Annotated in this window: 16 protein-coding genes; 8 read left to right on the top strand and 8 right to left on the bottom strand. The window is 64.4% G+C overall.

The features are described from left to right. Positions 1-203: 203 nt before the first annotated feature. Complete coding sequence (locus tag VB618_RS18550; RefSeq protein ID WP_329798229.1) at positions 204-539, bottom strand: phospholipase A2 family protein; 336 nt, start codon at positions 537-539, stop codon at positions 204-206. 299 nt (positions 540-838) lie between these two features. On the opposite strand from VB618_RS18550, the gene VB618_RS18545 reads away from it, so the two are divergent. The 5 genes from VB618_RS18545 to rpsD all read left to right on the top strand — a co-directional run bounded on the left by VB618_RS18545 (position 839) and on the right by rpsD (position 4962). Continuing rightward, on the top strand, positions 839-1126 hold the full coding sequence (locus VB618_RS18545) for a hypothetical protein (protein ID WP_329798220.1): 288 nt from the start codon (positions 839-841) through the stop codon (positions 1124-1126). Positions 1127-1277: 151 nt separating this feature from the next. Next, positions 1278-2012 carry an RNA methyltransferase gene (locus tag VB618_RS18540; RefSeq protein WP_329798219.1) on the top strand — a complete coding sequence of 245 codons (735 nt, stop codon included), beginning with the start codon at positions 1278-1280 and terminating at the stop codon, positions 2010-2012. Positions 2013-2076: 64 nt separating this feature from the next. Next, complete coding sequence (locus VB618_RS18535; protein ID WP_329798218.1) at positions 2077-3279, top strand: alpha/beta hydrolase family protein; 1203 nt, start codon at positions 2077-2079, stop codon at positions 3277-3279. Positions 3280-3287: 8 nt separating this feature from the next. Next, positions 3288-4160 (top strand): glutamate racemase, encoded by an 873-nt coding sequence (gene murI / locus VB618_RS18530; protein ID WP_329798217.1) that lies wholly within the window; start codon positions 3288-3290, stop codon positions 4158-4160. Between the two features lie 184 nt (positions 4161-4344). Continuing rightward, positions 4345-4962: a 30S ribosomal protein S4 gene (gene rpsD / locus VB618_RS18525; protein ID WP_329798216.1), complete on the top strand. Its 618-nt coding sequence runs from the start codon at positions 4345-4347 to the stop codon at positions 4960-4962. A 66-nt stretch (positions 4963-5028) separates the two neighbouring features. Here rpsD and VB618_RS18520 read toward each other — a convergent pair whose 3' ends face one another. The 5 genes from VB618_RS18520 to rpe form a co-directional block, all read right to left on the bottom strand. Continuing rightward, positions 5029-5634: a Spy/CpxP family protein refolding chaperone gene (locus VB618_RS18520; RefSeq protein ID WP_329798215.1), complete on the bottom strand. Its 606-nt coding sequence runs from the start codon at positions 5632-5634 to the stop codon at positions 5029-5031. 98 nt (positions 5635-5732) lie between these two features. Further along, the gene (locus VB618_RS18515; RefSeq protein WP_329798214.1) at positions 5733-6284 is read right to left on the bottom strand and encodes an RBBP9/YdeN family alpha/beta hydrolase; all 552 of its coding nucleotides are present in this window, start codon (positions 6282-6284) and stop codon (positions 5733-5735) included. Positions 6285-6315: 31 nt separating this feature from the next. After that, entirely contained in the window at positions 6316-7566 is a 1251-nt protein-coding gene (locus tag VB618_RS18510) for a cyclopropane-fatty-acyl-phospholipid synthase family protein (RefSeq protein ID WP_329798213.1), read from the bottom strand. Between the two features lie 76 nt (positions 7567-7642). Further along, entirely contained in the window at positions 7643-8956 is a 1314-nt protein-coding gene (purB, locus tag VB618_RS18505; protein WP_329798212.1) for an adenylosuccinate lyase, read from the bottom strand. 58 nt (positions 8957-9014) lie between these two features. Further along, a complete protein-coding gene (gene rpe / locus VB618_RS18500; protein WP_329798211.1) occupies positions 9015-9686 on the bottom strand; it encodes a ribulose-phosphate 3-epimerase in 672 nt (223 codons plus the stop codon). Between the two features lie 211 nt (positions 9687-9897). Between rpe and VB618_RS18495 the strand changes: the two genes are divergently transcribed. Continuing rightward, on the top strand, positions 9898-11139 hold the full coding sequence (locus VB618_RS18495) for an NAD(P)/FAD-dependent oxidoreductase (RefSeq protein WP_329798210.1): 1242 nt from the start codon (positions 9898-9900) through the stop codon (positions 11137-11139). Here the strand turns inward: VB618_RS18495 and VB618_RS18490 are convergent. Beyond that, complete coding sequence (locus VB618_RS18490) at positions 11136-12137, bottom strand: P1 family peptidase (RefSeq protein WP_329798209.1); 1002 nt, start codon at positions 12135-12137, stop codon at positions 11136-11138. The two genes, VB618_RS18495 and VB618_RS18490, sit on opposite strands and share 4 nt — an antisense overlap. Before the next feature lie 232 nt (positions 12138-12369). Between VB618_RS18490 and VB618_RS18485 the strand changes: the two genes are divergently transcribed. Both VB618_RS18485 and VB618_RS18480 read left to right on the top strand, forming a co-directional pair. Beyond that, on the top strand, positions 12370-13098 hold the full coding sequence (locus VB618_RS18485) for a cytochrome c biogenesis CcdA family protein (RefSeq protein WP_329798208.1): 729 nt from the start codon (positions 12370-12372) through the stop codon (positions 13096-13098). A gap of 72 nt (positions 13099-13170) precedes the next feature. Next, complete coding sequence (locus VB618_RS18480) at positions 13171-13638, top strand: DUF1203 domain-containing protein (protein WP_329798207.1); 468 nt, start codon at positions 13171-13173, stop codon at positions 13636-13638. A 2-nt stretch (positions 13639-13640) separates the two neighbouring features. Here VB618_RS18480 and VB618_RS18475 read toward each other — a convergent pair whose 3' ends face one another. Continuing rightward, the gene (locus VB618_RS18475) at positions 13641-14021 is read right to left on the bottom strand and encodes an ACT domain-containing protein (protein ID WP_329798206.1); all 381 of its coding nucleotides are present in this window, start codon (positions 14019-14021) and stop codon (positions 13641-13643) included. Positions 14022-14108: the final 87 nt, after the last annotated feature.

The following is a 14108-nucleotide window of genomic DNA, read 5'->3' as shown; positions in this document are numbered from 1 at the left end:
ATCAGCTTGTCTTTGATGAACTGCCAAATGATGCGGGTCATCTCGTCGCCGTCGAGTTCGACGACCGGATTGGCAACCTTGATCTTCGCCATGATCTCACCTTGCGCTTGAAGAGCTGGAACAGTCCTGCCAAGGCGGCAGGAGGGTTGCCGGGGCTATAGCGCGGTTGAGGCCAGGGGGGAAGGTGGGGGCGGCAAAGGAATTCAGCCCTGTCCCGCCCGGCGTGGCATTTTCTCGGTCTCGGTGCAGATCGTCGCGCTGAAGAGCGAATTCACGGTGGCGGCCTTGCTACGGACTGTCTCTGGGATTCTGGGATTTTTGACCAAGGTCGCGGTCGCCCTGAGGAGGGCCTTGTCGCATTGGCAGTCACCGCGGCCGACCCGCTCGTAGCACAGATCATGGGCGTGGCAGGCAGCGTCCAGCGCATCGACGGGAGAGGCCCGGTTCACGTCCCCCACTCCGCACCAGTTCCCGTGGAACAGGGGCGTGGGGGCTCCTGACGATCCTGGCCCCGGAGGCGCCGCCGCCGACTGGTCCACTGACCAGACGATCAGGCACACCACAATTCCCGCAAGAGGACGCAAAAGCGGTACCCGACAACCTCACAGCTTGGGTTCGAAAGTCACGATCTAACGTGTTTGATGAAGGAAGTAAGAGACGTCTGTGGGTTCAAGTTCCCGAAACGAGAAAATTCGCCGCATCGCGTGTGCTGCCGCACGGCAGGCCAAGCTTAACCGTAGTTCAGATCATCCCGTTCCGACGGTTTCCTCAGGGGCAAGAGGCGCAAAGCCGAAAGCACAATGCCATCGGAGACATGGTTCAACATAAGGGAGCTGACATGCGTCTTGCGTTTATTCTCGGAGCGACGGCCTTGGTTCTGGCCGGCTGCCAGACGACCGAACAATCCATGAGCAATGCCGAATCCGTCTGCCGGGAAACCGGTCTCAAACCCGGCACGGCCACCTATACCCGCTGCGTGAATGCGGGCTACCGGAACAACGTCGCCCAGTCGAACGCCGCCGCCAACCAGGCCGCAGCCGGTGCCGCGGTCGGCGTCGTCGGCGGTGCCGTGCTCGGTGCCGCTGTGGCCCGTCCGAGCTATTACTGCGGCTGGGGCTGCTGGTAAGCGTCCTATCTCGCGTGTGAAGCGCCTCCCTGACGCAAGTCGGGGAGGCTTTGCTTTGTGTGAGGTCACTGCGTTGATCGCCTAGGCGGGGAAGTGACTTTCGCTGTATGGGAGGTGCATCCGACCTCCATTTGCTTCTCCCGAACGTCTCATGACCCGACCGATCATCATCCTCGTGGAACCGCAGCTCGCCGAAAACATCGGCATGGTGGCCCGGGCCATGGCCAATTTCGGGTTGTCGGAGTTGCGCCTCGTCTCGCCGCGCAACGGCTGGCCCAAGAAGGGCGCCCATTCGGCGGCCTCGGGCGCGACCCATGTGCTCGAAGGGGCGACTCTTTACGACACGGCCCGCGAGGCCATTGCCGACCTGAATTTCGTCTTCGCCACCACGGCCCGCGAGCGGGGGCAGATGAAACGGGTCTTCGCGCCGGACGCCGCCATGAAGGAGGCGCAGCAACGTTTGGGTGCAGGGCAGGGCGTCGGCATCCTGTTCGGGCGCGAGCGCACCGGGCTCGAGAACGACGAGGTGTCGCTGGCGGACGCTATTATCACCTTCCCGGTCGACCCGAAATTCTCCTCGCTCAACCTAGCGCAGGCGGTCCTTCTCGTCTCGTACGAATGGTACAAGCTCGCCACCGGCGGCGCGCTGCCGTTCGAGGGCGGCAGAATCTCCCCGCCGGCGACTCGGGAGTCGGTGACGTCTTTCTTCGACTACATCGAAGCCCAGCTCGAGGCGGTGAACTTCTATCCTGAGGACAAGAAGCCGATCATGACCCGCAACATGCGGGACATCTTCCACCGCCTTGCAATGACCGAGCAGGAGGTGCGCACCCTGCGTGGGGCGATTCGTGCCCTTGCGGAAGGACGCAGGTTGAGAAAACCTTAAGCAAATCGTGGCTTTATAACGGCTGGGCTCTATGTGCCCGATTGTACAAGAGTTCGAGACGACGATGCGCCGCTTTCTGCTGCCTGCCTTGGTCTTTGGCGTCTCCCTTGCTGCCCCTTGGGCGCAGGCGGCAACTCCGCCGCAGCAACCCGAGCAGGGACCGGGCGGACGCGACTACAAGGTGACAGAAGTCATCAAGCGCGCGGTCGGCACGGCAAGCGCCGGAACCTTTGTGTTCCACGGCAGCGATACCCCCGCAAGACCCCGCCCTGTCGTGATCTTTCTCCATTCCTGGGGCGCGGTGAACCCAGCGCTCTACGGCGGCTGGATCGAGCATCTCGCCCGTAAAGGGTATCTCGTGCTGTTCCCGCGTTTCCAGGACGTGAACCGGTCGCGGCCAGCTGACGCCACCAATCTGGCCGAGACCCTGATCGAGAGCGCCCTGGCGGAGCTCGCCAATGATCCGAACGCCAAGCCTGACCGGGAGCGCGTCGCCCTCATCGGCCACTCGGCGGGCGTGCCGCTTGCGCTCAACCTCGCGGCCGGTGCCGGCGCGGGCAAGGTGCCGACACCGAAGCTGATCTTCGGACTGATGCCGGGTGGGATCGCCGCCAACGAGAAGGAGCGCGGCATTCTCCTGCGGGACCTCTCGACCATCGATCCGCAGACCCTGATCATCACCATGAGCGGCGACAGGGATTACCTGCCTGCCGATCGCGCCTCGCGGCTCATCCTCCAGCAGGCGAGCGCCGTGCCAGTCAACCGCAAGCTCTTCATGCGGGCCGGTTCCGACGACCACGGCTTTCCGGCAATCACGGCAGCGCTCGCGTCTCCAGGCTCGCCGAAGGCGGATTACGATGCTGCTGCCATCAAGCTGCCGCCCGATCCACCCCGGGACCCGAAGCAGAAGAACACGTGGCGCTGGAGCGCCGACATGGCTCTCTCCGGCCCGCAGACCATTCTGACCCAGCTGCTCGGCAACAACGGCACCGACACCCTCGATTACCTTGCCTACTGGAAGACCTTCGACATCGCCGCTGAGGCGGCGTTTGCCGGCAAGGATGCCGCCGCACTCACGCGCGATCCGAAGTTCGTCGACATGGGCACCTGGAGCGACGGCTGGCCCGTGCGGCGCCTCTCGGCGCAGATGCCCAAGGCCGAAGGTCCGGAGAAGAAGGAAGAGCCAGGGCCGCGCCGCAGGCTGAACATGGCGCCTCCGGAAACCAAGCAGGGATTATCGGACTTCATCGGTAAGTTGCGTTCGTAAGGTGTGTCATGCGTGTCGATCTTCTGGCGGGTGCGACCTATAATCCTGCCGTCATGCCGTCTCCCGTTCCCACCATCCTCGTCTTTGATTCAGGCCTCGGTGGCCTCACGGTCTTCTCGGAGATCCTGAAGGTTCGCCCCGATGCCCGCTATGTCTATGCGGCGGACGATGCAGGCTTTCCTTATGGACGTTTGAGCGAGGCGGTGTTGGCGGAGCGGGTCGTCAGCGTGATGGAGCGCCTGATCGCCCTGCACGATCCGGACCTCGTGGTGGTGGCCTGCAACACAGCATCCACCATCGTGCTGCCGCATCTACGCGAGCGCTTCTCCGTACCTTTCATCGGCACCGTTCCGGCCATCAAGCCGGCCGCTCAGATGACGCAGACAGGCTACGTCACGGTGCTGGCGACACCCGGCACCGTGGCCCGGGACTATACCCGCGACCTCATCGAGACCTACGCGGCGGGCTGCCGGGTCAATCTCGTGGGCTCCCGCCGTCTCGCGGGCATCGCCGAGGCCGAGATGGCCGGCGAACCCGTCTCGGACGACGAGTTGATGGCCGAACTGCAGCCCTGCTTCGTCGCGGACGAGGGCGGGCGGACCGACGTCGTGGCCCTTGCCTGCACCCACTACCCGCTGCTCCTGCCGCGCTTCCAGGCCCTCGCGCCCTGGCCGGTGAACTGGATCGATCCGGCCCCGGCCATCGCCCGCCGGGTGACGCAACTGATTGGGCAGCCTGTCCCTGGACATGAGGCAGACGAGAACGAAGCCGTGGCCGTGTTCACCAGCGGTTCCGGGATCAGTCCCGCCCTGAGGGGAGCCTTGCAGGACAAGGGCCTGCCGGTTGTGGCCATCGAGGAGATGCCGCTGCTCGTGGGGTGATGAACGCGGCGGCACTCTTTGATTGACTTTCCTGCATTTTCCGCCTAAACCCCACCCGTTCGCGCGGTCCTCACGGGCCGCGTAACTTTTTACGCTCCCGTGGCCCGGCTTCGGTCGGCCTGTCGTCCCGAAAGGGAAGAGGAGGGCGCGTTCCTCGCAAATTCGACAACAAAGAGGAACAGCGATGTCGAAGCGCATTCAGGCCAAGCACAAGCTTGACCGCCGTATGGGTCAGAATATCTGGGGCCGCCCGAAGAGCCCTGTAAACCGCCGCGAATACGGCCCCGGCCAGCATGGCCAGCGCCGCAAGGGCAAGATGTCTGACTTCGGCACGCAGCTGCGCGCCAAGCAGAAGCTCAAGGGCTACTACGCCAACATCACCGAGAAGCAGTTCCGCCGCTACTACGCGGAGGCGATCCGCCAGAAGGGCGATTCCAGTGAGAACCTGGTCGGCCTGCTCGAGCGCCGTCTCGACGCGGTCGTGTACCGTTCGAAGTTCGTCGCGACCCCCTTCGCCGCCCGTCAGTTCGTCAACCATGGTCACGTGAAGGTCAACGGCCGCCGCGTGAACATCCCGAGCTATCTCGTGAAGCCGGGTGACGTGATCGAGGTCAAGGACAAGTCGAAGCAGCTCGAGGTCGTCCTGGTGGCGAGCCAGCTCGCCGAGCGCGACGTGCCGGACTACATCGAGGTCGATCATTCCAAGATGACGGCCCGCGTGACGCGCATCCCGACCCTGTCGGAAGTGCCGTACCCGGTCCAGATGGAACCGAACCTCGTGATCGAGTTCTATTCGCGCTAATTATCGCGAAGCCGATTTCGAAAACAGGAAGGCCGCCCATTGGGCGGCCTTTTTGCTTATGCAGGCTTACTGCTGAACTGGCCCACGCGGGCCGCCTCGATCCATTCCGCCGCGGCCATGCTCCATCATGCCCATGCGGTGATGGCCACGACCGTCACGGCCCTGGCGTCCGCCGCGATCATGCCAGCGCGGACCATCGTTGTTGACGGCCTCACGCAGGAGGCGCGGAGCGATCCGCTTCTGGTCCTCGGTGAGCGTGTCCCAGAGGGGGCGAAGAGCCGTCGTAACGGCGATCGAGCGCTGGGCTCGTTCCGACACCATGGTGCTGCGCCGCTCGAGGCGCTGCATGAAGTCCATGGACTGGCGCTCGTCGCGGTCGGGGCGCTCCTGCATGCGGGTGAAGCGCTCGCTCGCAGCCGCGCGGATGGCGGTTTCTGCAGGCGTCCAGAGGCGCTCCTGATCGGCACTCAGCTTCAGGCCGGCCTTGATGGAGGCGATGCGGGCGTCCACGAGGCGGTTGAAGTCGTCCTGACTCAGGCGGGGACGGCGGTCCTGCCGGCTCTGATCCTGCGAGGCAGCCGGCGCATCCGGTGCCGGCGCTGGCTGCGCCAGAGCATAGGTCCCGGAGCCGGCCAGCAGGGCCGCAAGAGCGATGGTGGCGATTGTTTTCATGCGGATATCCTCCGTAGTGACGATAAGGACAAGATTGCTCTTAACCTGATCTCACCGAGGTGGCGGCCGCATGAACTTTTCGTCATGTGAGAAGCGCCTCACAGGCGCTTCAGGAATCCCGCAAACCGCATCAGCCCCTCGGGCCAGGGGCCGTGGCCGCTTTCCGTGTTGAGGTGGCCGGCATCACCCGCATCGACCACGGCCGCGCCCCAGGCATAGGCGATGTCCTCCGCCTTGGCGTAGTCGCAATGTGGGTCGGTGCGGCTCGCAACCAGAACCGACGGGAACGGGAAGGGATCGCGCGGGATCGGCGCGAAGGTGCGATCGATAGCAGGGATGAAGTCGGGGCGCTCCACATCCGGCATGCTGACCAGAAAGGCGCCCTGGACCTTGCCCCTTTGCAGGAGCGGGGCCGCATGAGCAATGGCGAGCACGCCGAGGCTGTGGCCGACCAGCACGACGGGCTTTTCGGCGCGCTTCACGTCCTGGGCGATGCGCTCGACCCAGGCGTCCTTATCGGGAGCGTCCCAGTTCTCCTGCTCGACCCGCCACGCGGTCGAGAGCTGGCGCTCCCATCGGCTCTGCCAATGGTCTGCACCGGAATTCGTGTAGCCTGGAACGATGAGGATGTCGCAATCGGAGGTTTTCATGCCCGGGAGATAAAGGCCCCGTCAGGCTCGTTCAAGCGCTCCGCTTCAACTCCATGCCCTCGGCCGCTTTGAGGGCAGCTTCACGCTCCGCGATGTAGCCGCGGGTTAGGGGCACCACGTCGTTGCGCCGGGCGAGCTGAACCTGGAACACCACCGCATCCTGCCAGCGGAAGACGGATTCCGACATGGCGAGGTAGCATTCCCACATCCGGCAGAAGCGTTCGTCATAGAGCTTCAAGACTTCCTCACGATAGGCCAGGAAACGTTCGCGCCAAGCCCGCAGGGTATACGCGTAGTGCAGGCGCAGGATCTCGATGTCGGTCACGATCAGCCCGGCTCGCTCGATGGCCGGCATGATCTCCGACAGCACGGGCAAGTGACCGCCTGGGAAGATGTATTTCGTGATCCAGGGATTGGCCGGGTAGGGCGTACCGGAGCGTCCGATGGTGTGGAGGAGCATGACCCCGTCCTCCTTCAGGAGCCTTCGACACGTCTGAAAGTACTCGTCATAGGAGGGCGGACCCACGTGCTCGAACATGCCCACCGAGACGATGCGGTCGAAGGTGCCTGTGGTGGAGCGGTAATCCTCGAGCTCGAAACGGACCCGGTCGAGCAGTCCCGCTCCGGCCGCCCCACGGCGCGAGGCCTCGAACTGCTCCTCCGAGAGAGTGATACCCTTGACCGTGCCGGCGCCTGCGACCTGCGCCAGGTAAAGCCCCATGCCGCCCCAGCCGGAACCGATATCGAGCACGCTGTGGCCCCGGTCCACCATCAGTTTGGCCGCGATATGCCGCTTCTTGGCTGCTTGAGCCTCCTCCAGGCTGGCATCGGGATGATCGAAGTAAGCGCAGGAATATTGGCGGTCGCTGTCGAGGAAGAGGACATAGAGGCGGCCGTCGAGATCGTAATGATGGGCGACATTGCGCTTGGCCTTGGCTGCATCGTTCTCGGCCCTGCGCATCATCCAGTGGCGGATCTTGCGCAGGCGCTGGAGCGGCAGTTCATCCAGCTGGCCATGCGTGTGCTGGAGGAGGAGTTGGAGCAGATCGAGGATCGTGCCCTGCTCGATGACGAGGCGGCCCTCCGTATAGAGCTCACCGAGCTTCAATTCGGGGTGGAGACACAGGGCCATCTGGGCTGCGGCGTCCGCAAATCGGATCGAGACTCGGGGTTCGGTTCCGTCTCCGAAGGTGGATCGCTCGCCTTCGGCCGTGGTCATCTCCAAGGTGCCGTGCTTCACGGCCCGTGTGAACGCAAGAGAGAGGATCTTATCCGACAGCATGGCAGCAGTTCCCGCGCCATTGATCTCCTGAGGCGGGAATTGTTGCTTATTCCGGGAAGTATTGCCAGCCTTTCAGCTAAGTGTTGCCAGCTCCGAAGACCCGCGTGAAGATCGTATCCACATGCTTGAAGTGGTAGCCGAGATCGAAGCAGGTCTCTATTTCTTCCGGCGACAGGTACTTCGTCACATCCGCATCGTTCTTCAGGAGCGTGAGGAAGTCGCCTTCTCCGCGCCAGACCGGCATAGCGTTGCGCTGGACAAGCCGGTACGCATCCTCGCGTGAGGCGCCCTTCTGGGTCAGGGCCAGCAGAACCCGCTGGGAGTGAACGAGGCCGCCGAGGCGGTCCAGGTTCTTCTGCATGTTCTCCGGATAGACCACGAGCTTGTCGATGACGTTGGTCAGCCGCGCCAGGGCGAAATCCAGGGTCACGGTAGCGTCGGGCCCGATCATGCGCTCGACGGAGGAGTGGGAGATATCCCGCTCGTGCCAGAGGGCCACGTTTTCCATGGCCGGCATGGCATAGGCACGCACCATGCGGGCAAGGCCCGTTAGGTTCTCAGTCAGCACCGGGTTGCGCTTGTGCGGCATGGCGGACGAGCCCTTCTGACCTGCCGAGAAGAACTCCTCGGCCTCCAGAACCTCGCTGCGCTGCAGGTGCCGGACTTCCGTCGCCAGGCGCTCGATGGAGGAGGCGATGACGCCGAGCGTTGCGAAATACATGGCGTGCCGGTCGCGGGGGATGACCTGGGTTGAGACCGGCTCGACAGCCAAGCCCATCTGCTCGGCCACGTATTCCTCGACGCTCGGATCGATGTTGGCGAAGGTGCCAACGGCGCCCGAAATGGCGCAAGTCGAGATCTCCCGCTGCGCCTCGATGAGGCGGAGCTTGCAGCGTTCGAACTCGGCATAAGCTTGGGCGAGTTTCAGGCCGAAGGTGGTGGGCTCCGCATGGATGCCGTGCGAGCGGCCAATGGTCGGCGTCATCTTGTGCTCGAGGGCGCGGCGCTTGATGGCGGCGAGCAGCTCGTCCATGTCGCGCAGCAGGATATCGGTGGCGCGGGCGAGCTGCACGTTGAAGGTCGTGTCGAGCACGTCCGAAGAGGTCATGCCTTGGTGGACGAAGCGGGCCTCGGGGCCGACGATCTCGGACAGATGCGTCAGGAACGCGATGACGTCGTGCTTGACCTCGCGCTCGATGGCGTCGATCCGCTCCACGTCGAAGGTAGCCTTCGAGCCCTTCTCCCAGACCGTCTCAGCCGCTTGCCTAGGCACGACGCCGAGATTGGCCAGTGCCGTGGTGGCATGGGCCTCGATCTCGAACCAGATGCGGAACTTGGTTTCCGGCGACCAGATGGCCACCATCTCGGGACGGCTGTAACGGGGGATCATGGCTGTTCACTTCCACGCGGGGGACATGCCCGCGCGGTAGCACGATCACCCCGCGATCTCAACGCGCCTTTGCCGCCGCCTCGCGAATGGCGGCCATGTTGGCCGCATAAGCTGAAGGGCCGCCCTTGAAGGTGGCGGAGCCGGCAACGAGCGCGTTGGCGCCGGCGGCAGCCACGAGGGGGGCCGTCTCGGCCGTCACGCCGCCGTCGATCTCGATGTCGATGTCGCGGTCGCCGATCATGGCTTTCACCCGGCGGGTTTTCTCGCAGACTGAAGCAATGAAGGCCTGGCCGCCGAAGCCGGGGTTGACTGTCATCAGCAGCACGAGGTCCACCATGTCGAGGACCGGCTCGATGGCGGATTCATGGGTGCCGGGGTTGAGCACCACGCCGGCCTTCTTGCCGAGCGCCCGGATCGTTTGGAGCGATCGGTGCAGGTGCGGGCCCGCTTCCGCATGGATGCTGATGATGTCCGCGCCCGCTTTGGCGAAGGCCTCCAGGTAGGGATCGACCGGCGCGATCATCAGATGCACGTCGAAGACCTTTTGGGTGTGGGGGCGCAGGGCCTTCACCACATCGGGTCCGATGGTGATGTTCGGCACGAAGTGGCCGTCCATCACGTCGATGTGGATCCAGTCGGCGCCGGCGGCGTCGACGGCGCGGATTTCCTCGCCGAGCTTGGAGAAGTCGGAGGCCAGGATCGAGGGGGCGATGAGCAGGGGGCGTGTCATGGCCGCGCCGGTAGCACGAGCCCGCCCGCACGGCAACGGGAGGTTGGCGTTCAAGGTATGAACCAGTCGAATACCACTCACCTGGGGAGAGGTCCGTTTGGGACAGGAAATCCATGGACGGCCTCGATCCAAGAGGAGTAAAGATGGCCTCGATTGAACGATACGAGCGCGCCTTTCTTAACCGGGGGCGCCTGAGATGGGGCAGAGCTTCATGCGTAAGGATGTGGTTGTTCTCGGGGCCGGGATCGTCGGCGTGTCCATTGCCGTGCACCTGCAGAAGCGCGGTCGGTCGGTCCTGCTGATCGACAAGCGCAAGCCCGGCGAGGAGACCTCTTTCGGCAATGCCGGTCTGATCCAGCGCGAGGGCGTCTATCCTTACGGCTTTCCGCACGATTTCGGCGCGCTCCTGCGCTATGCGCTGAACAACACCATCGACGCCCATTATCACTGGGCCGCGATCCCGAAGCTCGCACCCTTCCTGTGGCAGTACTGGATGCATTCGCGTCCCGCCCAGCACAAGGCGATCGCCCGGATGTATGCGCCCCTGATCGAGCGCAGCGTCACCGAGCACATGGCGCTGGCGGAGGAATCCGGCTCCACGCACCTGATCCGCCCGACCGGCTGGATGAAGGTTTTTCGCGACGAAAAGAGCCGCGACGAGCAGTTCCGCGACGCTGAGGATGTGAGACGCGACTTCGGCGTCAACTTCGACGCCCTCGACACCAGGGCGGTGGCCGAGCGCGAGCCGCACCTCAAGGTGGAGACTAAGGGCGGCATCCACTGGACCGATCCGGCTTCCGTGTCGGATCCCCACCTGCTCACCATGGGCTATGTGAGCCTGTTCGAGCGCCTCGGCGGTGAACTGGCTGCGGGCGATGCCAAGTCGCTGGAGGAAACCGTAACCGGCTGGCGGGTGCAGACCGAGAGGGGACCGGTTGAAGCCGGCGCAGTCGTGGTGGCGCTCGGCGCCTGGGCGGACGTAGTCACGAAGCAGCTTGGCTACAACCTGCCTCTCGCGGTCAAGCGCGGCTATCACATGCATTACAAGCCGCAGGGCAATGCAGTGCTCAATCGGCCGACCCTCGACTTCGACCGCGGCTATTTCCTCGCGCCGATGTCCAAGGGCATCCGCCTTACGACAGGGGCGGAATTCGCCCACCGCGATGCACCCAAGACGCCGGTGCAGCTCGGGCGGGCCGAGCCTATCGCAAGGGAGTTCTTCCCCTTGGGCGAGCGGGTCGATCCGGAGCCCTGGATGGGCATGCGCCCCTGCACGCCGGACATGATGCCGATCATCGGGCCGGCACCGAAGCACAAGAACCTCTGGTTCGGCTTCGGTCACGCCCATCACGGACTGACCCTCGGGCCCGTTACGGGCCGGCTGCTCGCTGAGATGATCACGGGCGAGCAGCCGGTGGTCGATCCAACGCCGTATCGGGCGGAACGATTCTAAGCTCGCGAGAACCGATCTCGCCAAGCCGGCTGCGCACCCGGATAGGGTAGGGCTGTCGCCTCGTAGACGCCGCGCGCGATGGCGCGAGTCAGGCAGTCGGCGGCCAGGGCCGTGATTTCCGTGAACTCCGCCGCCTCGTCCCGCAGGGGTTTGCGCCCGGTGGCGGCGGCGAAGATCGTATCGCCGTCGAACAGGGCGTGAGAGAAGCGTAAGGCCCGGGCGAGGCCGGCATGGGACGCGACAGCAAGGCGCTTGGCCTGCGCCTTCGTCAGCACCGCATCGGTGGCGACCAGGGCGATGGTGGTGGCCGGCTGGGGACCGCCTTTCCAGATGAGGGAGCGCCTCTCGGGGCTGACCCGGGAGGGAAGTCCCAGCCCACCGAACTCGTCGCCCTCCTCAAGAGCTCCGGCCCAGAAATGCGGGCCGTCGCCGATTACGGCAGAGGCGACGGCATTTACGATCACGAGCGCACCGACCGTGTGGCCCGAGGATGTCGTCGCGCTCGTTGATCCCAGGCCTCCCTTCAGGTTGGCTGTGGTGGCGCCATAGCCGCCGCCTGCGGTGCCCAGGGCAAAGTCGAGCCCGGCCTGTTCCGCCGCCTGAAATCCGAGCTCCCGATAGGGCGGATACCGGCCCCAATCCTTGTTCCCGCCATTCAGGAGATCGAAGCTGGAGGCCTGACAGACGATGGGGACGAGGGCCTCCCGGACCGCAAAGCCAACCCCCTGTTCCCGGAGGTAGGCCTGAACGCCGCTCGCTGCATCGAGACCGAAGGCTGAGCCGCCGGAGAGGACGATGCCGTGAATGCTGGGCACCATCTTGTCGGGATCGAGCAGATCGGTCTCGCGGGTGGCGGGCGCCCCGCCCATGGCAAAGCAGGATGCGACGGCAGGCTCGTCGAAGAGCGCCACCGTGACGCCGGAGCCGAGGGCAGCGTCGTGGGCATTGCCGACGCGAAGGCCTGCCACGTCGGTGATGAGATTGCGAGCTTCAGTCATGGCCTCAGCAAACCGCAAAGCGGATCCCATCACAAGCTGGCGAAGCGGCATTTCAGCGGCTTTCATCGATGAGGGCAACGGGCTAAAGCATCGGACCCAAAAGTGGAATGCACTTTTGGGATCGAATCCGATGCTTTCTTCTTGGATGAGAGCATCGTCCGGAGCGGACCCAGCGGGCCGCGCCAGCGAAAACCGGATCCACTTTTCCGCACGATGCTCTACAAGGCTTGTCATGCTCAGCGTTTCCTTCCCGGCCGCGGCCCTTGGCGGCCTTATCAGTTTCTTGAGCCCCTGCGTGCTGCCGCTGGTGCCGCCCTACCTCTCGTTTCTCGCCGGCACCACTTTCGACCAGCTGAGTGCGGGCGACGACCGCGCCGTCCGGAGGAGGGCGGTCCTGGCGGCACTCCTGTTCGTGGCGGGCTTCTCGACCGTATTCGTGCTGCTCGGCGCTACGGCCTCGGCTCTCGGTCAGGTGATCCGACAGTACCTCGATGTGCTGAGCACTGTGGCGGGCATTGCCATCATCGTCATGGGCCTGCACTTCCTTGGGCTGTTTCGCATCGGCCTGTTCTACCGGGAGGCGCGGTTCAGCGTGACCCGGCCCGTCGGGCTCTGGGGCGCTTATGTAATGGGCCTTGCCTTCGCTTTCGGCTGGACACCCTGCATCGGTCCGGTCTTGGCGGCGATCCTCACCGTGGCGGGCTCGGAGAACAGCGTGTCCCAGGGCGCCCTGCTGCTGGCCGCCTATTCGGCGGGTCTCGGCATTCCCTTCCTGCTCGCTGCCTTCGCCATGAAGCCCTTCGTGGCGCTTCTCAAGCGCGTGCGCTCCCGCTTCGCGCTGATCGAGAAGACCATGGGTGTCCTCCTCGTCCTGACCGGCATCGCGTTCCTCACCGGCTGGATCACCAACATGTCGTTCTGGCTCCTGGAGGCATTTCCGGCGCTCGGGCGACTCGGATAAGGTTGCACAGGAATCGGGTGGCTGGCCTCAGGTCCGGCTGCCACTCTGGTGATCTCTCACAGGAGATCATCCATGACATTCCATGTTCGCGGCCTCGACGCCGAACCTTTTGCAAAACTGTTCCGACTCGATGAAGCCACCCTCAAGGATCTTGGGGCCCGGCGTGTCGTCGCCGATGCCTCCGACCTCTATCCCTGCCGGGTTGCCCTGAAGCGGGTTGAAGAGGGCGAGGAGCTTCTGCTGCTCAACCACGCTCACCAGACGAATCCAGGCTCACCATACCGGTCGGCCGGACCGATCTTCGTCAGCCGCTCTGCCAGAACCGGGAGCTACCAAGGCGAGTTGCCGCCGATGCTGCGGGACCGGCTTCTGTCCCTGCGCGCCTACGATGCGGATGCCTTCATCGTCGATGCCGAGGTGGGCGAGGGCGGGGAGGTGGTGAGCCTGATCGAGCGCTTCCTTGCCAACCCGGATGTTGCGCATGTAGACGCCCACTTTGCCCGGCGCGGGTGCTTTGCCGCACGGATCGAGCGGGCCTGACGTCAGACCTCGATCCGGTGCCCTGCGGCTCGCAGGGCCTCCACTGCGCGATCCGCGTCCTGCTCCTTCACCAGTACGTAATCGGTGCTGAAGGTCGAGGTGGCGAAGATGCCAATGCCAGCTCTGGCCAGGGGTTCGAGCACGGAGGAGAGGATCCCCGGCACACCGAAGTCGAAGCTCTGCGCGATCCGAAGGCACCGCCAGCCCGCATCGGTTTCCGCCTCAGACGGCACTTGGTGGAGAGGACAGACGAGGGTCGTTTCCTCGACAGCCTGCACCAGAAGCGAGAAGCCTCCTGGTTCGGGCGACCTGACAGGCGTACCAGTCGGGAAGCGGCAGACCGCATAAGGGTCGGCGAGCAAGGAGAGGGTGAGCGTGGGCATAATCTAGATCATCCTCGGAAAAAGGCAGTCATAAGAAAACCCGCCCTTGTTGCCAGGGCGGGTTTTCAATCGTTCGGCTTGTGGCCG

Source organism: Microvirga sp. CF3062 (assembly GCF_036314045.1).
Lineage (GTDB): Bacteria > Pseudomonadota > Alphaproteobacteria > Rhizobiales > Beijerinckiaceae > Microvirga.
Note: the sequence above shows the minus strand (reverse complement) of the source record. Positions and strands in the feature narration are given on the sequence as shown.

Coding starts and splice junctions, on each gene's coding strand:
- VB618_RS18545 (WP_329798220.1), top strand. CDS start 839: ATGCGTCTTGCGTTTATTCTCGGAGCGACGGCCTTGGTTCTGGCCGGC.
- VB618_RS18540 (WP_329798219.1), top strand. CDS start 1,278: ATGACCCGACCGATCATCATCCTCGTGGAACCGCAGCTCGCCGAAAAC.
- VB618_RS18535 (WP_329798218.1), top strand. CDS start 2,077: ATGCGCCGCTTTCTGCTGCCTGCCTTGGTCTTTGGCGTCTCCCTTGCT.
- murI (WP_329798217.1), top strand. CDS start 3,288: ATGCGTGTCGATCTTCTGGCGGGTGCGACCTATAATCCTGCCGTCATG.
- rpsD (WP_329798216.1), top strand. CDS start 4,345: ATGTCGAAGCGCATTCAGGCCAAGCACAAGCTTGACCGCCGTATGGGT.
- VB618_RS18520 (WP_329798215.1), bottom strand. CDS start 5,634: ATGAAAACAATCGCCACCATCGCTCTTGCGGCCCTGCTGGCCGGCTCC.
- VB618_RS18515 (WP_329798214.1), bottom strand. CDS start 6,284: ATGAAAACCTCCGATTGCGACATCCTCATCGTTCCAGGCTACACGAAT.
- VB618_RS18510 (WP_329798213.1), bottom strand. CDS start 7,566: ATGCTGTCGGATAAGATCCTCTCTCTTGCGTTCACACGGGCCGTGAAG.
- purB (WP_329798212.1), bottom strand. CDS start 8,956: ATGATCCCCCGTTACAGCCGTCCCGAGATGGTGGCCATCTGGTCGCCG.
- rpe (WP_329798211.1), bottom strand. CDS start 9,686: ATGACACGCCCCCTGCTCATCGCCCCCTCGATCCTGGCCTCCGACTTC.
- VB618_RS18495 (WP_329798210.1), top strand. CDS start 9,898: ATGCGTAAGGATGTGGTTGTTCTCGGGGCCGGGATCGTCGGCGTGTCC.
- VB618_RS18490 (WP_329798209.1), bottom strand. CDS start 12,137: ATGACTGAAGCTCGCAATCTCATCACCGACGTGGCAGGCCTTCGCGTC.
- VB618_RS18485 (WP_329798208.1), top strand. CDS start 12,370: ATGCTCAGCGTTTCCTTCCCGGCCGCGGCCCTTGGCGGCCTTATCAGT.
- VB618_RS18480 (WP_329798207.1), top strand. CDS start 13,171: ATGACATTCCATGTTCGCGGCCTCGACGCCGAACCTTTTGCAAAACTG.
- VB618_RS18475 (WP_329798206.1), bottom strand. CDS start 14,021: ATGCCCACGCTCACCCTCTCCTTGCTCGCCGACCCTTATGCGGTCTGC.